The following is a 15,956-nucleotide window of genomic DNA, read 5'->3' as shown; positions in this document are numbered from 1 at the left end:
AATATCTATTATTTCTGGGCGCCCTGCAGCACCCCTTGTTTTAAAGCGGAGACGAAGGAAGATAGCTCGCGCAGCAGCTCCTCCCCCTGGTACTTCTCGAAAAACTTCACCAGGGCGCTACCCACCACCACGCCGTCGGCGACGCGGGCGACCTGGCCCGCCTGCTCCGGGGTGGAGATGCCGAAGCCCACCACGAGGGGGAGGTCCAGCGCGTTGCGCACCTCGGTGACGCGGTCGGCCAGCGTATCGGCGACCGCGGTCCGCGCGCCGGTCACGCCGGTCACGGAGACGTAGTAGATGAAACCGGACCCCTGGCGGGCGACGGAATCGACGCGGGAGGCGTCGGAGGTGGGGGTCAGCAGGAAGATCAGGTCGAGCCCGCAGCGGTCGGTATGCTCCTTGAGCTCCGCCGCCTCCTCGGGGGGGAGGTCGACCACGAGGAGCGCGTCCACGCCCGACTGGGCCGCGTCGCGAGCGAAGCGCTCGGGCCCGTAGGCGAAGATCGGGTTGAAGTACCCCATGAGGACGATGGGGATCTGGGTCCGGGTTCTCAGCCGGGCCACCATCTCCAGGATCCCGGGCAGGGTGGTACCCGCCGCCAGGGCTCGGTCGGAGGAGAGCTGGATGGTCGGCCCGTCGGCCATCGGGTCGGAGAAGGGAACCCCCAGTTCGATCAGGTCGGCGCCCGCCTTTTCCAGTTCCAGCACGACCTGCTCGGTGCCGGCGAGGTCCGGGTCGCCGGCGGTGACGAAGGTCACCAGCCCTTTTTCCCCGCGCGCCTTCAATGCTGCGAATCTATCTGCAATCCTGCTCATAGTCACTCCTTAACACCCGTTCAACGTTCTACGTTCTACGTTCTACGTTGAACGTGAGAGTGCAAACGTCAGCTCCGAGCTTTTGGGTCGTTTCCGGCGTGCGGCCGGTCTCCCCTTATAACAAAAAAAGTCCCCCTCGGGGAGAGGGGGATTGGTCGGTACTGCAAAAAAGTGCGCTTCGGGCGTCCTAGATCTTGAACGCTTCCATCTCCTGCTTCAGCATCTCGGTCTGGCGGAACAGCTTGTAGACCGCCTCGTCCATGACCCGGGTCGCCTCCAGGTTGGCATCGGTGGCCTGCTGGATGTCCTCGACCGACATGACGATCTGCTCCGAACCGCGGGTCTGCTCGTCGCAGGCGCGCTTTATGTGGCGGATCATCTCGGTGATGCTCTCGGTGGACTGGGCGATCAGGTTCCCCACCTTGTTCTGCTCGCGGGTGGAGGAGAGCACCTGGGAGGTGAGGCTCTTCATGTTCTCGACGGCGGCCATGATCAGCTCGCTCCCCTGCCCCTGTTCCCGGGTCGCCTTGGCGATCTGGGCAACCATCTCGGAGACCTGCTCCATGGCCTCGCGGATCATCTGGCTCCCCTTGGCCTGCTCGACCGTGGTGCGGGCGATCTCGGTCACCTGGGCGGTCGCCTCGGTGACGCCCACCACGATCTTGTTGAGCGCCTCGCCCGACTTCTGCGACAACAGCTCCCCGTCGGCGATGGAGCGCTCGGCCTGGTCGATGGCGTCGACGGCACGCTGGGTCTCCTCCTGTACACCCCGGATCACCAGTGATATCTCGCGCGTGGAACTGGAGGTGCGCTCGGAGAGTTCCTTGATCTCGTCGGCCACCACGGCGAATCCCTTGCCGTGCTCGCCGGCCTGGGCGGCGATGATGGCGGCGTTGAGCGCCAGGAGGTTGGTCTGCTCGGCCACCTCGTCGATGACGGAGAGGATGTCGCCGATGTCGGCGGCACGCTCGGAGAGGGTGGCGATGACCTCGCTGGTGATCTGGGAGGCGCGCTTGATCTCGTGCATGCCGTTGATCACGGCGTCCACCGCCTCGCGGCCGGTCTCGGCGTCGATGCGCACCGCCTTGGAGATCGCCGCGGTTTCGTTTGCGTTTCTTTCCACCTGCTTGATGGAGCTGTCCATCTCCATGACCGAGGAGGCGGTGGCGGTGGAGACCTCCATGAGGCTCACGACGCCGTTGCCGACCTGCTTGATGGATGCCCCCATCTCGACGATGGAGGAGCTCACCTCGTTCACCGACAGGGCGAGGTTCTCCATGTTCTGCACCACCTCCTCGACGCTGGAGGCCATCTCCAGGATGGAGGAGGAGCTTTCGGAGGCGGAAATGGAGAGGGAGTCGACCCCCTGGGCCACCCCCTTCACCGAGGTGTTGATCTGCACGATGGCAGCGGAGGTCTTGGAGACGCTCTCGGCCTGGGTCCTGGCGGAGCCGACCACCGAGTGGGACGCCTTGGCCATGGTGTCCGAGATCCCCGCCAACTCGTTGGAGGAGCGGGAAACCTTGCCGATCATCCCGGAAAGCTTGCCAACCATCTCGTTGAAGTCGATCCCCAGCTTGCCGATCTCGTCGTGGCTTCCCATCTCGACCGTGGCGGTCAGGTCTCCCTCGGCGCCGCTGTTGACCGCCTCGGCCATGACCCTGACCCGGGAGACGATGTTGCGCGTGATCAGGAGCCCCAACGCGACCGCCAGCGCCGCCGCGACCACGATCACGGCGGTGAAGGTGATCCCCGCGGACTGCTGGATGTCGCTGACCTGCTTGTTCGCCGCCGTCATCCGGTTGCCGACCTCGACCAGTATGTCGTCCAGATCCTCCTTGGCCTTATCGTTGGCGGTGGCGATCTCCTCGTTGGCCAGCTGGTTCAGCCGCTGGTCCGCCAGCGCATCCTTGGCCGCCTGGCTCACCGCGCCGGGGGGAACCCCCTTCATGAGCGTCTGCTTGCGCGCGATCAGCTCGTCGGCGACCTTCTCGAACTCGGCCCAACTCACCAGGAACTGGCGGGTCCGCTTCTCGACCACGCTCCCCTTGGTCGCCGGGAGCACTCCCAGCTTCTTGTTCCCCTCCAGGATGATCTGGGCCTGGCTCAAGAGGGTGTCCCGTTTCATCTGGTAGTCGTCGATGTACTCCTGGAGCTTTTCCGGATCGTTGGGAACCAGGGCCGCCTGCATCAGGCTCACGTGGCAGTACTTCTGGGTGACCCCCATGAGGAGCACCAGTTTTTGCTGCTTCGAGAGCTGTTCGAGGATGTTCTGGATCTGGCCGCCGACCCTCTTGATGTTGAGGGCACCGAAACCGCCGGTGAAGGCGACCAACAAGGCCATGATCAGGAAGGACCCGATCAGGCGGGTACGCAAGGTCAGGTCTTTCATTATGATTACTTCTCCGCTTCAGAGAGGAGGTAGTTCATCAGGTCCACGGAGGCCTTCACTTCGGCCTTGTTCATGTTGGAGTCCGGCTTTCTGAGCATCTTGATGCCGTAGGCCTTGGTTGCGTTACGGTCGAAAGGCTGGCCGGAGATGGGGGCCACGCCGGTCTGGATGGCAACGATGGTGCGCTCCAGGGTGTGGCACTTCACGCACTTGACCCTGACGATCTCGTAGTTGGCCTTCATGGCCGGCGGGAAGCCGGAAGGGTCGAGACGCATGGCGTCGCCTCTGCCGACGACTTTGAGTCCGGCGTGGGCGCTGGTTGCGGTTGCTGCAACAAGGAGCATGGTAACGAGGAGCTTTTTCATAATACGATGAATCCTCCAAATTTTTTCGGCGGCGGCCGCCGCCGTTTGGCATGTCCGGACCGTCAGCTACATGCTGAAGGCGATGGAAGCAAAGGCGATGTTGCCGATTCCTTCCGGGGCAATGCTGTGGGTGTATTCAATCGACATGCGCACGTTCTGCAGCGGCGTGTAGGCGATGGCCGGGGTCAGGCGCTTGATGGTGCCGTCGCCGGCGTTCAGGTACTCGTAGCGGAAGATCGGGACGAGGTTCACCGGCGCGCCCAGGTAGTACTCGCCCTCGAGGGTGTAGACCTTGCTGTTGATGACCGACTTCACAACTGCGAACTCAGGATTGGAATCACGACCGAAGCTGCCGCTTCCCTTTAAGTGCAGCCGCTGGTAAAGGATGTCCGCCTCGGCGCCGATCCTTCTGAAGCTGTTCAGGTTCTGCGCGACGCCGTTGGCGTTGAACTCGCCGTTTTGTCCCCAGTAGCCAAAGGACCCGAGGGTGACACTCAGGTAGTCCCACAGGCTATCCTTCTCCAGGTCGACTTCGGGCTCCTGTCCCTTCAGGTCGGTGCCGCCGATCTTCAAGGAGATGTGCCCGTAGCCGTCTTCCCGGTCCTGGCCGTTGCGGTCCACGACCCCGCCGGCGACGAAGATACGGTTACCCAGCAGGGCGTTCAGCTCCACGCCATCCTCGGTGGCATCGCTGCTGAAAGGGGAGAGACCGACACGGTAGGTGGTCGACGCATAGGAAGGGACCGGAAGGATGCGGTTACTCTTCTTCCACAGCGAAAGTTTCGGCTCGAAGCGCCCCACCTTCACGTTGACCGGGGAGCCCAGGGCCTGACGCCAGATCAGGAACAACTCGTCCAGGTCGGGGTCGTTGCCCGGGGGAACGTTGGTGTTGTTGGCGGGATTGGAGAGCGAGGAGGCGCGCTGCATCCCTTGGGAGTAGAGGTTGTAGGTGGCGAAGAACCCGAACAGGTCGCGGAAGGAGCCCCCTGCCTGCAGCGTGATCGACCTGGCGGAAAGATCGAGCTTGTTGCCATCCGCCGCATCTTCGTCATAGGCGAGGTCGGCGCTCGCGGTAAGCGAGAGCGGTATCTGCTGGGGCAAACCCGAGATGATCGACCACTCGTTGCCCGGCTCGGTGGCTTTAGCCGCCGCTTTTGCCCCCTCCTTCTTGTGGGGGTAAACGTAGCCGTTTTTCAGGAAGGCGTCGCCGAACTCGTTGAGCTCCGGGTAAATGGTGTGACAGGTGGAACATTCGGTCTTGTGCTGCCGGCTGAAAGCCGGGATGGCGTTGGCCGTGCCCGGGGCCAACAGGGGGGCACAGGAGATGCCAAGAAGGAACATGAGCGCTACAGTATGCTTTTTCAGAAACATAGTTGGTCTCCTACACTGCAACCAGCGTTTAAATTAGATTACACTAACACTATTAGAGCGGCTCAATCCCTCGCCAAATGTCGTACTTGACGCAATCGGACTGATGATTAATACAATATTGCAGAAGTGAAGTCAACTTAACAAAAAGGGAATTGGCCGGCAGTGAGCTAACACTCATTTTTCTCTACTTTTTTGCTGTAGAAAATGCTATAAGGTAGCGTCTTAAATCTTTGGGAGGGCCTGCTATGCTGCTAAAAAGCCTTGTTTTCCTCGTTCTCACTACGCTCTTGGTGGCGGGGTGCGGAGGTGGTTCCGCCGACAACGCCACTGGAGTCTCGAAGCTTGCCCAGTCCCAAAAGTGCATGGACGCAAGCTGCCACGCCGGCTCCGTCTCGCCGGGAACGGGCGCCCTGATCGTCCAGGAGTGGCTCAATTCCACGCACAACACGAACAACGGTGCGGGATGCGCCGACTGTCACGAACCCCACCCCGGCCACCCGGAGTCCTGTGCCAAATGTCACGGCGGAGGAAGCGGCGTGGCGACGCAGAATCCCGACGCGAGCCGCAAGTGCGACAAGTGCCACGGGCTCTCGCACCCCAACGACATCCAGGTGAGGCTCGCGCCGCAGCACTTCGGCAACATGACCGCGAGCATCAACAACAGCACCTACCGCGCCTCCTACCTTAGCTCCAATTACGTGGGCAACTGCCGCAAGTGCCACAACCCGCACGATCCGACCACGGCGATGTCGGCCAACGCGGAGTGGGCCGAGTCCGGGCACGGCAACGTGCTCTCCGGCGCGAGAACCCGCTACGAATTCAAGACCCGCGGCAGCTACGAACCGTACAACTTGACCTTCCAGTACTACTGTGTTCGGTGCCACACCTCCACCGGTTACATCAACTTCGTGACCAGCGGCTTCTCCGACGTGAAACCCTTCGCAGGCCCCGGCTATGCGGTGGTGCAGAACTATCCGGTCAAAGTCGCACCCGGCGCCGCGCAGCCGGCAGACGCCCCCTCACCGGACAAGACCAAGGAAGTCACCGCCTGCAACGTCTGCCATGACAACGGCGCCGGCCGTGCCTACAACTGGGCCACCCGCGCGGTACCGGCTTACCGCGGCTACTACAACTTCTCGTCCTCCAACAGCTCCCCGACGGTGAAACTCAACAACAAGGTGACCGTCTATCCCGACCTCAGCGACTCCAACGTCTGCATCCCCTGCCATTCCGGCCGCGGCCTCGGCTCGATGATCTATGACGCGCAGGCCGCGGGGATGGACTTTAGCAACACCTCCACGCCGGGGGCCCACGACCGCGCCGCAGCGACCCTTATCTTCCGTACCGGAGGGTACGAGTTCATCGGCAGGAACTATGTTCCGGCGAGGTTCCTCCACGGCAAGATCGGCGTGGCCAACGAGCATGGCACCGGCAACGCCGGACCGTGCGCGACCTGCCACATGAAGACACCCACGCCGCACGATTTCCAACCGGTGGTGAAGGACAGCACCGGTACCATTACCTCCATCGCCAGCACGGCGTGTGCCCATTGCCACACCGGCGACCCGCTGCAACTTACTCCGGCCGTCCTGCAAACCAAGAAGGAAGGTTACGCCGCGGCAATAGCCATGCTGAACGTCCTCAAGACGGATTCGACGCTGCCGGCCAACCCGCTCAACCCCTCGCGTTCGAAGGTGCGTCCCTTGGCCAACAAGAACTCCGACTACAACGCGGCCTTCCCCGGCGGCGGTGCCAACACCATGGGTGCCTTCTTCAACGCGAGCCTGCTGCAAAACGAGCCCTGCGCGTTCGCGCACAACCCCCAGTACACCAAGCGGCTCATCTACGACTCCATCGACTGGCTGAACAACGGTGTGCTTGACAACGACGTCGAAGCTGCCATCAACAACGCGACGCTGGCCGTGAACAGCAGCACCGGAAAAGTCTCGCTCAGCAATCCCATCATGGGAGGAAATTACATTGCGGCACAGGCTCCCGGTGTCGCATACGCAGCGGCCTTCGCCAAGGTGAAAGCGGACGCCATTAACTGGCTGTTGGGCGGCCCCGGTGGGGGACGCCCGTAAGGGAAAGCATGAAGATACTGCTGCACATCTGCTGCGCGCCCTGTGCCATCTACCCGGTGAAGGAACTGAGATCCGCCGGGCTCGATGTCACGGGGTTCTTCTTCAACCACAACATCCACCCGTACACCGAGTACAGGCTGCGCATGGAAGCGCTGAAGACCTACGCGAAGCTGGTGGAGTTGGAGGTGCACTACCGGGAGGAATACCTGCTGGAGGAGTTTCTCTCCAACGTGGCCGGGGAGCCGGACGGGCGCTGCGCCTACTGCTACCGCTCCCGGCTGGAGGAAGCGGCCAGGAGCGCGGCCGAGCTCGGCTTCAAAAGGTTCACCTCCACCCTGCTCTACAGCCGCTACCAAAACCAGGAGATGATCCGCGAATTCGGCGTCAAACTTGGCGAGCGTTACGGCGTCGAGTTCCACTACCAGGACTTCCGTACCGGCTGGCAGGAAGGGATCAACCTCTCCAAGGAGATGGGGCTGTACCGCCAGAAATACTGCGGCTGCATCTACAGCGAAAAGGAACGCTACGTCAGGAAGTAGCGAGCCAGGCGAAATTACAAGGGGACTGGCTCAGCAGGTGCCAGTCCCCTTTTTACCACCAACGCGACAGCGGAAGGCGGTCACAGGTTGTAGGGGCAAATAATCATTTGCCCAGCCGCTCATGCCCTTATTGCCGCTGTGGTGACCTGGGCGCCGCGGCACCGGGGGCGAATGATTATTCGCCCCTACAGGTTCGCGCCACCCGCCTCGTCTTCACGACACCGCACGAGGACTCTCCCATGCCTTCCTTCGGCAAATCCCTCATCATCCTGGGGCTGATCATCGCCGCCATCGGCGCGCTCTTCACCCTCGCCGGCCGGATCCAGTGGCTTGGGCGGCTCCCCGGCGACATCTATGTGAAGAAGGAAAACTTCACCTTCTACTTCCCGCTGGCCACCAGCATCATCATCTCGCTGGTGCTCTCCTTCATCCTCTGGCTGTTCCGCAGATAGCCCTCTTGCGCTCCCTCAACTCCTCCGCTCCGCCCCTCTCCCCCTCCGGGGGCGGGACCACGAACGGGGTTGCAGGCTCAAGATGCGCTGTTAATCGGATGCCCCGCCCATCGCAACGATCTTGCCACCTTTCTCCAGGCGGAATAGATCGCCGCGCCAACGCACCCGGTTGCCGATGAGCGACAGCCCCCAGACGCCGAAAGAAAGCGCGTCCCGCAGCGGCAGGAGCCAGAGCCAGCGCGGCAACAGCCGGTCCTGCACCAACTGGCGGCTGTAGATCGTCGACACCACCGAACGCACCAGGTAGAGCAGCGCCGCGGCCAGCCAGCCGGCGGCGCCTCCCCCCGAAAGCAGCAGGGCGAGCACCGCCCCCGGAAAGGGGAGCGTGATCCCCGAAGCGAGGTACCCTCCCGGGCGGGAGACCCGCATGGTGCGCCCCCAGCGCAGTTGCCGCGACAGGAGCTCGCTAAGCTTCTCGTCACCCCGCATCACGCTCTCCACGAAGTACGGCGAGAGCTCCAACCGGTAGCCGGCCCGATGAATCATGTTACCCAACTGGTAGTCGTCGGCGAGGTAATCGACCAGCGCCTCGAAGCCCCCTATCCGCTCCAGCGCCTCCCTGCGCACCGCCATCGACGCCCCCAGCGCGAAGGAAAGCCCCTCCAGCTTCAACGCGGCCATGACGTTCGGAATCATCTCGCAGCAAAAGCCAAGCGCCTCGATGGCGCAGCCGGTGCCCCGAACCTGCGAACTGCGGTACAGCGAGGTTACCAGCCCCACCTCCGGATCGGCGAAGGGGGCGCAGACCTGGCGCAGGTACCCTTCCCCCACCCTGATGTCGCTGTCACAGACCACCAGCAGCGGGTGTTTCGCCTTGGCGTAGGCGTGCATCAGGTTGCAGACCTTGTAGTTGGCCCCGTGGATGCCGGGGTCGACCACCAGCTCGATGTCCGTTTCCGGGTAGGCCTGCATCAGCCGTTCGATGATGGGGAGCACGGGATCCTCGTGAGAGGCGACGGCGAAGACGATCTGGTAACGGGGGTAGTCCTGTCTGCAGAAGGACGAGAAGTTTTCGAAGCTGTCGCCGTCCACGCCGCGCACCGGCTTCAGGATGGAGACCGGCGGCGCGTGGTCGGGGAGAGCCGCGGGGTTTGCGAAGAAGCTGCGGCCGCAGTGGAGCGTGATCGCGGCGTAGGCGAGGGAAGGGGTGACGGCAAGGAACGGGAGGGCTTCGCGCAGCATCAGCGGATCCTTTCCACCAGCACCAGGTACGGTGCGGTGTCTGGGCGGTTAAGTTGCCGGTGGCGCCAGACGTTGAACCGCCCCGGGTGCAGGGAGGCGGCCCAACCTTCGACCGCGGCCGCTTCCTGCGGGCCGCCGGCGTGACCGGTGTAGAGGGCGATGGTGACGATGCCGCCGGGTACCAGCAGTTCCGCCGCCTGCCCCAGCGCGGCCACGGTATTGGCCGGGTCGGTGACGAGACCGGTGTCACCTCCCGGAAGGTAGCCGAGGTTGAAGGCGACCGCCGTTATTCCTTGCGGCACGAAGTCGGCGAGCCGCTCGTGTCCGGCCTCTATCAGCCGCACCTGCGCCAGCCGTCCTTCCCGCTCAAGCAGTTCGCGCGTGGCCGCGATTGCGCGCGGCTGAACGTCGAAGGCCCAGACCGTCCCCCCCTCACCGACCAGTTCCGCGAGCAGCAGGGTATCGAGGCCGTTGCCGCAGGTGGCGTCCAGCACAAGGTCTCCCGGGCGCACCCGCTCTTTTAGGAAGTAGTGCGAAAGCGGCACCGCCCCGCGCAAAGATTCAGCCTTGTTGCCAGCCTTCCCCACATGTCCCCCAAACGACCACATATCCCCTCGCCCTCCGGGAGAGGGGCAGGGGTGAGGGCCCGGCCGCGAAGGCCGCCCCTTGTGGCCAAGACAATCCCTCACATGAAGAGCGGACGGGCGAATGATTATTCGCCCCTACGGATCTTATTTTTTGGCAGCCAGCGTCAGCACCGCCGGGAGGGTGACCATGAACGCTATCTGGCAGGCGACCATCCCGAGCGACATGACGGCGCCGATGCTGAACACCCCCTGGTGCCGCGCCACCATGAGCGCCCCGAAACTGGCCATGATGGTCAGCGTGTTCAAAAGGACCCCGACGCCGGTGGAACTTAGAACCACGCCTGCCGCACTCCCCTCCTCGCGCCGGTACCGGTTGATGATGTAGATCCCGGAATCGACCGCTATCCCGAGGACCAGCGGCATGACGATGATGTTCGCCGAGTTGAAGCTGATGCCGAAGAGCCACATGCCGCTCACCATGAAGAGCAGCCCCACCAGCAGCGGCACCAGGCCGATCAGTGCGTACTTGACGCTCCTGAAAGCAACAAGGAGAATGCCCACGATGGCGACGAAGGCGTAGATGAAGGCAAGGCGGTAGGAGTCGCGCATGATGGTCATCGACTCGTAGACCATCACCGGCTCCCCGGTCGCGTGCGGATCGACGCTCCTCACCTCGTCCACGAAGGCCTTGAGCGGCTCGCGGTTGAAGATCTCCCCCTTGGGAGCCACCTGCAGCATCAACTTCCCGCTCTTACCCACGAAACGGGAACGAAGCTCCTTGGGCACGTCCGCCTCGGTGACCGGCTTGGCGGCCAGGCTCTGCTTCAACAGTTCGATCTTCCCGGGGAGTTCCTTGAACATCCCCCCCTGGAAATCCTGGAGCATCCCCACCGCGTTCTTGTCCCTCTCCTTCTCCAGTCCCGCGAAGAACCTGTCGAGGGTCGCCACGAACGCGGCGGCCTCTTTCGCCTCCGGGAGCCGCTCCTGCTCCAGCCGCGCCTTGAGCGCCACCGCGGCGTTCCGGAAGGCCTCGAAAACCTTGGGGAGCTCCATCAGCGAGAGGCTCTCCTCGTAGGGGACCGGCTTCACATCGGCAAGCTCCCTGCGCAGCGCGGCCAGCTCCGCGAGCTTCTCCTGCTGATGATCCGGCACCAGGGTGCTCAGGCTCACCACGTGGTCAACGCTTGGCAGCCGCTCCAGCCTTGCCGTCTTCGCCTGCGCTTCCGCGGGGCTATTGGCCGTCACCACGGCGAAGTAGCCGCTGTTCTCCTTGCTTCTCATCAGCTTGTAGGCGTAGGTGACCGACTCCAGCCCCTTGGCCTGCAGGTTCATGAGGTTGTAATCGAAGGAGACCCGGGACAGGGGGTAGAAGGAGGCGGCGCAAAGGGCGAGGGTGAGGCCGATCACCAGCCTGGGGCGGCCGAAGAGGAGCCGGGACAGCACGCCGTGCTCGCTTAGGCGGACCGCCGCTGCGCGGGTACGCGACCCGCGGTACCGGGCAAGGAGCACCAGCAGGGCGGGGAGCACGGTGAAGGTGACCAGGACGCAGATGACCACCCCACCTGCCGCTATGACGCCCAGTTCGGCGATGCCGCGGAAGTCGGTGAAGACGAAGGTCAAAAAGGCGGCGGCGACGGTTGCGGCGGCCATCACGATGGCCCAGACGTTCCTGGTCATCCCCGTTTCCAGGGCGACCATCTCCCCCGCCCCCAGCTTCAGCTCCTCCTGGTAGCGCAGCACCACCTGGATGCCGTACTCGATGCCGATGCCGATCAGCATCACGGCGAACACCATGGAAAGTATGTTCAGGTGCCCCACCGCGACAGTGGCGAACCCGAAGGAGAGCGAGATGGCGACGAGCAGCGACACCATGGCCGCCGCCACGTTCAGCACGCCGCGGAAGGCGAAGAGGAGCAGGACCACGGTCAGCACCAGGGAGACCACCGTCGCCAGGGTGATGTCCTTTTCGCTGGTGGTCATCTCCTCGTGCTCCAGGACCGGGGTCCCGGTGAGCCCCACGCTCACCCCCTTGAACTCGGGGAGGGCCTTCAGGCGGGCCACCTCGGCACGGACCACGGCTATCGCCGCCTGGGCCGGGACGAAGCCCGCCATGTCCCGCACCGGGAGCGCGGTCAGTATCTGCTGGCGCCCCGCTCGCGCGAAGGCGGAATTCGGGTTCATGAAGACGCTCTCCATGGAGGGGACGCTCCCCTTCCCGGTCCCGAAGCTGGTGAAGCCGGCTCCCAGCTTGTCCAGCATGAACAGTATCCCCGGCAGCTCCTTCCGGTCGCCGGCGAGGTAGCGCTCTATGCTGCCGGTCATGTGGGTGAAGAGCGTCTGCACCGAGGGTGACGCGGAGAGCGCCCGCAGTGCCGGCGCCGCCAGGGTCAGGTTGCGGCGCAGCTCCCTGATGTCCTCCAGGGGCATGAACAGCAGGCCGTTGTCCCGGAAATAGGGGAGCGCGTAAGGGTAGAAGACATCGGAGAAGTGCGCCTTGTCCCTGGCGAGCGCGTCGTGCAGGCGGTTGCCGAAACTCCCCACCTTATCGGCATCGCCCCCCTCGATCACCACCACGATGTCCTCCATGCTGCCGAACTCGGCACGGAAGGCGCGATAGTCGCGGTTGAAGGAGGTGTTCTGCGGCATCAGGTCGTCGCGACCGGTGAGAAACTCCATGCGCTGGGCGGTGAGCCAGATGGAGAGCACGGACAGGAGCAGCGCCAGGGCCAGCACCAGCCAGGGGCGGCGCGCCGCCAGGGAGAACAGCAGACTTGTTTTCGGAGCTTCATTCATAAGATCATTGGCCTTTTCCGCACAATAAATTAAGCGCATGCAACCTAGCACACCCCGGGCGCACAATCAACAGCACCAGAGCAAATCATTGTTTTCATTAAGAAAAAAAACTCAACCCAGGAAAAAACAGTGTACCTTTTCACAAATACATGGTAGATTTCCACCCTTGTAACTATGTACAATCCAGCTACACTGGGTTAAATCGTCCCAATCCGGCAGAAAGGAGTATGTGGTGACCTCCCCCTTCAAACACCCCATATCACATGCACTCACCTCATTCAACGGCATCGCTAGTGAGCCGGAATTGAACGTCGAACACAAGGCAGGGGCAACGGTCCACCAGTTCCCCCCCGCTCTCTGGAAGAGTAAGCCGGGCAAGGCAAAGAGCCCCCTCGACCTCGCCATTGAAGGTAGCCGCGACTTCTTCTTCCGCGAACAGCTCCCCAAAGGTTATTGGTGGGCCGAGCTCGAATCCAATGTCACCATAACCGCAGAATATATAATGCTGCTCCACTTCCTTGGGCTGGTCGATCACGAGCGCGAGCGCAAGATGAGCAACTACCTCCTCTCCAAGCAGACCGAGGAGGGATTCTGGACCATCTATTACGGCGGCCCGGGCGACCTTTCCACCACCGTCGAGGCCTACTTCGCCTTGAAGCTCGCGGGGTACCCGGCCGAGCACCCGGCGCTCGTGAAGGCGCGGGCCTTCATCCTGGGGAAGGGGGGCGTGATCAAGTCGCGCGTCTTCACCAAGATCTTCCTGGCGCTTTTCGGCGAGTTCGACTGGCTCGGGGTCCCCAGCATGCCGGTCGAGCTGAACCTGCTCCCGAACTGGGCCTACATCAACATCTACGAGTTCTCCAGCTGGGCCAGGGCCACCATCATCCCGCTCTCCATCGTGATGTTCAAACGGCCGGTGCACAAGCTCCCCCCCGCGCAGAGGGTGCAGGAACTTTTCGTCCGGCCGCCGCGCGCCATCGACTACACCTTCACCAAGGAAGAAGGGATCTTCACCTGGAAGAACTTCTTCATCGGCCTGGACCACATGCTGAAGGTCTACGAGCGGAGCCCCCTCCGCCCCTTCAGGAAGCGGGCCATGGCCAAGGCCGAGGAGTGGGTGCTGGAGCACCAGGAGGAGTCCGGGGACTGGGGCGGGATCCAGCCCGCCATGCTGAACGCGGTACTGGCGCTGAGCGTGCTCGGCTACGAAAACGAACACCCGGCGGTGTCCCAGGGGCTCAAGGCGCTGGAGCACTTCTGCATCGAGACCGACGACCATCTCGTGCTGCAGTCCTGCGTCTCGCCGGTGTGGGACACGGCGCTCGCCCTCAAGGCACTCATCGACGCCGGGGTGCCGTCGGACCATCCCTCCCTGGTGAAGGGTGCGCAGTGGCTCCTGGAGCGCGAGGTGAGAAAGCCGGGGGACTGGAAGATAAAGTCGCCGGAGCTCGAGCCTGGCGGCTGGGCCTTCGAGTTCCTGAACGACTGGTACCCGGACGTCGACGACTCCGGCTTCGTCATGATCGCCCTGAAGGGGATCGAGGTGAAGGACCGCAGGTCGATGAACGACGCGGTGAAAAGGGGCATCAACTGGTGCCTGGGGATGCAGAGCAAAAACGGCGGCTGGGGCGCCTTCGACAAGGACAACACCAGGCACATCCTGAACAAGATCCCGTTCGCCGACCTGGAGGCGCTCATCGATCCGCCCACCGCCGACCTCACCGGCAGGATGCTGGAGCTGATGGGGACCTTCGGCTACGCCAAGACCTTCCCGGCGGCGCAGCGCGCCCTGGAGTTCCTCAAGAAGAACCAGGAACCGGAAGGTCCCTGGTGGGGACGCTGGGGGGTGAACTACCTCTACGGCACCTGGAGCGTGCTCTGCGGGCTTGCCGCCATCGGCGAGGACATGGAGCTGCCGTACATCAAGAAGGCGGTGAACTGGATCAAGTCGCGCCAGAACATCGACGGCGGCTGGGGTGAGACCTGCGAATCCTACCACGACGCCACCCTGGCCGGGATGGGGGAGAGCACGGCATCGCAGACCGGCTGGGCACTCCTCGGGCTCATGGCGGCCGGCGAGGCGGACTCCTCCACCGTGGTGCGCGGCATCCAGTACCTGATCTCCACGCAGAGGCAGGACGGGACCTGGGACGAGACCCAGTACACGGGGACCGGGTTCCCGAAGTATTTCATGATCAAGTACCACATCTACCGCAACTGTTTCCCGCTCATGGCGCTGGGGACCTACCGCACCCTCACCGGCGGCGCGGAGTAGCGGGCGGGTATGAAGGCGTTCGTCACCGGGGCTACCGGTTTCATAGGCGCGAGCATCGTACGCGAGCTATTGAAGGAAGGTTGGCGGGTGCGCGTGCTGGTGCGTCCCGGCTCGGACCGGCGCAACCTGGCGGGTCTCGACCTGGAGCTCCACGAGGGTGATCTCTCCGAGCGCCAGCCGCTGGTCAGGGCGCTGTCGGGGTGCGATGCACTGTTCCACGCCGCGGCGGACTATCGGCTCTGGACCCGGACGCCCCAGGCGATGTACGACGCCAACGTGCTCGGCACCCGCAACATGCTTTCGGCGGCCCTCGCCGCCGGCGTCGGCAAGGTGGTCTACACAAGCAGCGTGGGAACACTGGGGAACCCGGGCGACGGCACACCCGGCAACGAGGAGACGCCGGTCGACTTCGGCGACATGGTCGGGGATTACAAGAAGAGCAAGTTCCTGGCCGAGCGTGCCGCCGAGTCGTACCTGGACAAGGGGCTGCCGCTGGTGATCGTGAACCCGTCGACCCCGGTCGGACCGATGGACGTGAAGCCGACCCCGACCGGGAAGATCATCGTCGACTTCTTGAACGGCAAGATGCCCGCCTATCTCGACACCGGCTTGAACCTGATCGACGTCGAGGCATGCGCGCGCGGACACCTGCTGGCGGCCCAAAAGGGAAGGGTCGGGGAGAAGTACATCCTCGGGAACCGCAACCTGACCATGGCGCAGATCTTCGAGATGCTCTCGGCGCTCACAGGGCTCAAGGCGCCGCGGGTGAAGCTCCCCTACTACCCGGTCCTCATGGCGGCCTACGCGAACCACGCGCTCTCCGTCATCACCGGTCGCGAGCCGCTCATCCCGCTGGCGGGGGTGCAGATGGCGAAGAAGTTCATGTATTTCCATTCCGGCAAGGCCCAGGCCGAGCTCGGGCTGCCGCAGACTCCCGTGGAAGACGCGCTGGAGCGCGCGGTGAAGTGGTTCAAGGACAACGGCTATGCCCAAAACCGTTAGCCCAACGTTTTCCCTGCAGCCCCCTGTTCTTTAATCGTT

12 protein-coding genes are annotated in these 15,956 nt (G+C 63.4%); 5 read left to right on the top strand and 7 right to left on the bottom strand.

Annotation, left to right across the window (positions count from 1 at the left end):
- Window positions 1-8: 8 nt before the first annotated feature.
- The 4 genes from trpA to KP003_RS03580 form a co-directional block, all read right to left on the bottom strand.
- Window positions 9-815 carry a tryptophan synthase subunit alpha gene (gene trpA / locus KP003_RS03595; RefSeq protein ID WP_216790588.1) on the bottom strand — a complete coding sequence of 269 codons (807 nt, stop codon included), beginning with the start codon at window positions 813-815 and terminating at the stop codon, window positions 9-11.
- A gap of 187 nt (window positions 816-1,002) precedes the next feature.
- Window positions 1,003-3,207, bottom strand: a complete 2,205-nt coding sequence (locus KP003_RS03590) for a methyl-accepting chemotaxis protein (RefSeq protein WP_216790587.1) — start codon at window positions 3,205-3,207, stop codon at window positions 1,003-1,005.
- Window positions 3,208-3,212: 5 nt separating this feature from the next.
- Window positions 3,213-3,572: a cytochrome C gene (locus tag KP003_RS03585; RefSeq protein ID WP_216500383.1), complete on the bottom strand. Its 360-nt coding sequence runs from the start codon at window positions 3,570-3,572 to the stop codon at window positions 3,213-3,215.
- Window positions 3,573-3,638: 66 nt separating this feature from the next.
- On the bottom strand, window positions 3,639-4,943 hold the full coding sequence (locus KP003_RS03580) for an OprO/OprP family phosphate-selective porin (RefSeq protein WP_217300376.1): 1,305 nt from the start codon (window positions 4,941-4,943) through the stop codon (window positions 3,639-3,641).
- A gap of 245 nt (window positions 4,944-5,188) precedes the next feature.
- Between KP003_RS03580 and KP003_RS03575 the strand changes: the two genes are divergently transcribed.
- From KP003_RS03575 to KP003_RS03565, 3 genes are all read left to right on the top strand, one after another.
- Window positions 5,189-7,027: a cytochrome C gene (locus KP003_RS03575; RefSeq protein ID WP_217300375.1), complete on the top strand. Its 1,839-nt coding sequence runs from the start codon at window positions 5,189-5,191 to the stop codon at window positions 7,025-7,027.
- Window positions 7,028-7,035: 8 nt separating this feature from the next.
- Window positions 7,036-7,566 (top strand): epoxyqueuosine reductase QueH, encoded by a 531-nt coding sequence (locus KP003_RS03570; RefSeq protein ID WP_216500389.1) that lies wholly within the window; start codon window positions 7,036-7,038, stop codon window positions 7,564-7,566.
- 239 nt (window positions 7,567-7,805) lie between these two features.
- A complete protein-coding gene (locus KP003_RS03565; RefSeq protein WP_217300374.1) occupies window positions 7,806-8,018 on the top strand; it encodes a DUF2905 domain-containing protein in 213 nt (70 codons plus the stop codon).
- Between the two features lie 90 nt (window positions 8,019-8,108).
- Here KP003_RS03565 and hpnI read toward each other — a convergent pair whose 3' ends face one another.
- The 3 genes from hpnI to KP003_RS03550 all read right to left on the bottom strand — a co-directional run bounded on the left by hpnI (window position 8,109) and on the right by KP003_RS03550 (window position 12,640).
- A complete protein-coding gene (gene hpnI / locus KP003_RS03560) occupies window positions 8,109-9,260 on the bottom strand; it encodes a bacteriohopanetetrol glucosamine biosynthesis glycosyltransferase HpnI (protein ID WP_216790581.1) in 1,152 nt (383 codons plus the stop codon).
- Entirely contained in the window at window positions 9,260-9,847 is a 588-nt protein-coding gene (gene mnmM, locus KP003_RS03555) for a tRNA 5-(aminomethyl)-2-thiouridylate-methyltransferase MnmM (protein ID WP_239027606.1), read from the bottom strand. The genes hpnI and mnmM overlap by 1 nt, the downstream gene beginning before the upstream one ends.
- Before the next feature lie 144 nt (window positions 9,848-9,991).
- Window positions 9,992-12,640 (bottom strand): MMPL family transporter, encoded by a 2,649-nt coding sequence (locus tag KP003_RS03550; protein WP_216500395.1) that lies wholly within the window; start codon window positions 12,638-12,640, stop codon window positions 9,992-9,994.
- 232 nt (window positions 12,641-12,872) lie between these two features.
- On the opposite strand from KP003_RS03550, the gene shc reads away from it, so the two are divergent.
- Together shc and hpnA are read left to right on the top strand one after the other, a co-directional pair.
- On the top strand, window positions 12,873-14,915 hold the full coding sequence (gene shc / locus KP003_RS03545; protein ID WP_217300373.1) for a squalene--hopene cyclase: 2,043 nt from the start codon (window positions 12,873-12,875) through the stop codon (window positions 14,913-14,915).
- Window positions 14,916-14,924: 9 nt separating this feature from the next.
- Complete coding sequence (gene hpnA / locus KP003_RS03540) at window positions 14,925-15,917, top strand: hopanoid-associated sugar epimerase (protein ID WP_217300372.1); 993 nt, start codon at window positions 14,925-14,927, stop codon at window positions 15,915-15,917.
- The last annotated feature ends 39 nt before the right edge of the window (window positions 15,918-15,956 follow it).

It is taken from the genome of Geomonas diazotrophica, from assembly GCF_019063885.1.
In the GTDB taxonomy this organism is placed as follows: domain Bacteria; phylum Desulfobacterota; class Desulfuromonadia; order Geobacterales; family Geobacteraceae; genus Geomonas; species Geomonas diazotrophica.
This window is presented reverse-complemented; position numbering and strand designations above follow the sequence as displayed.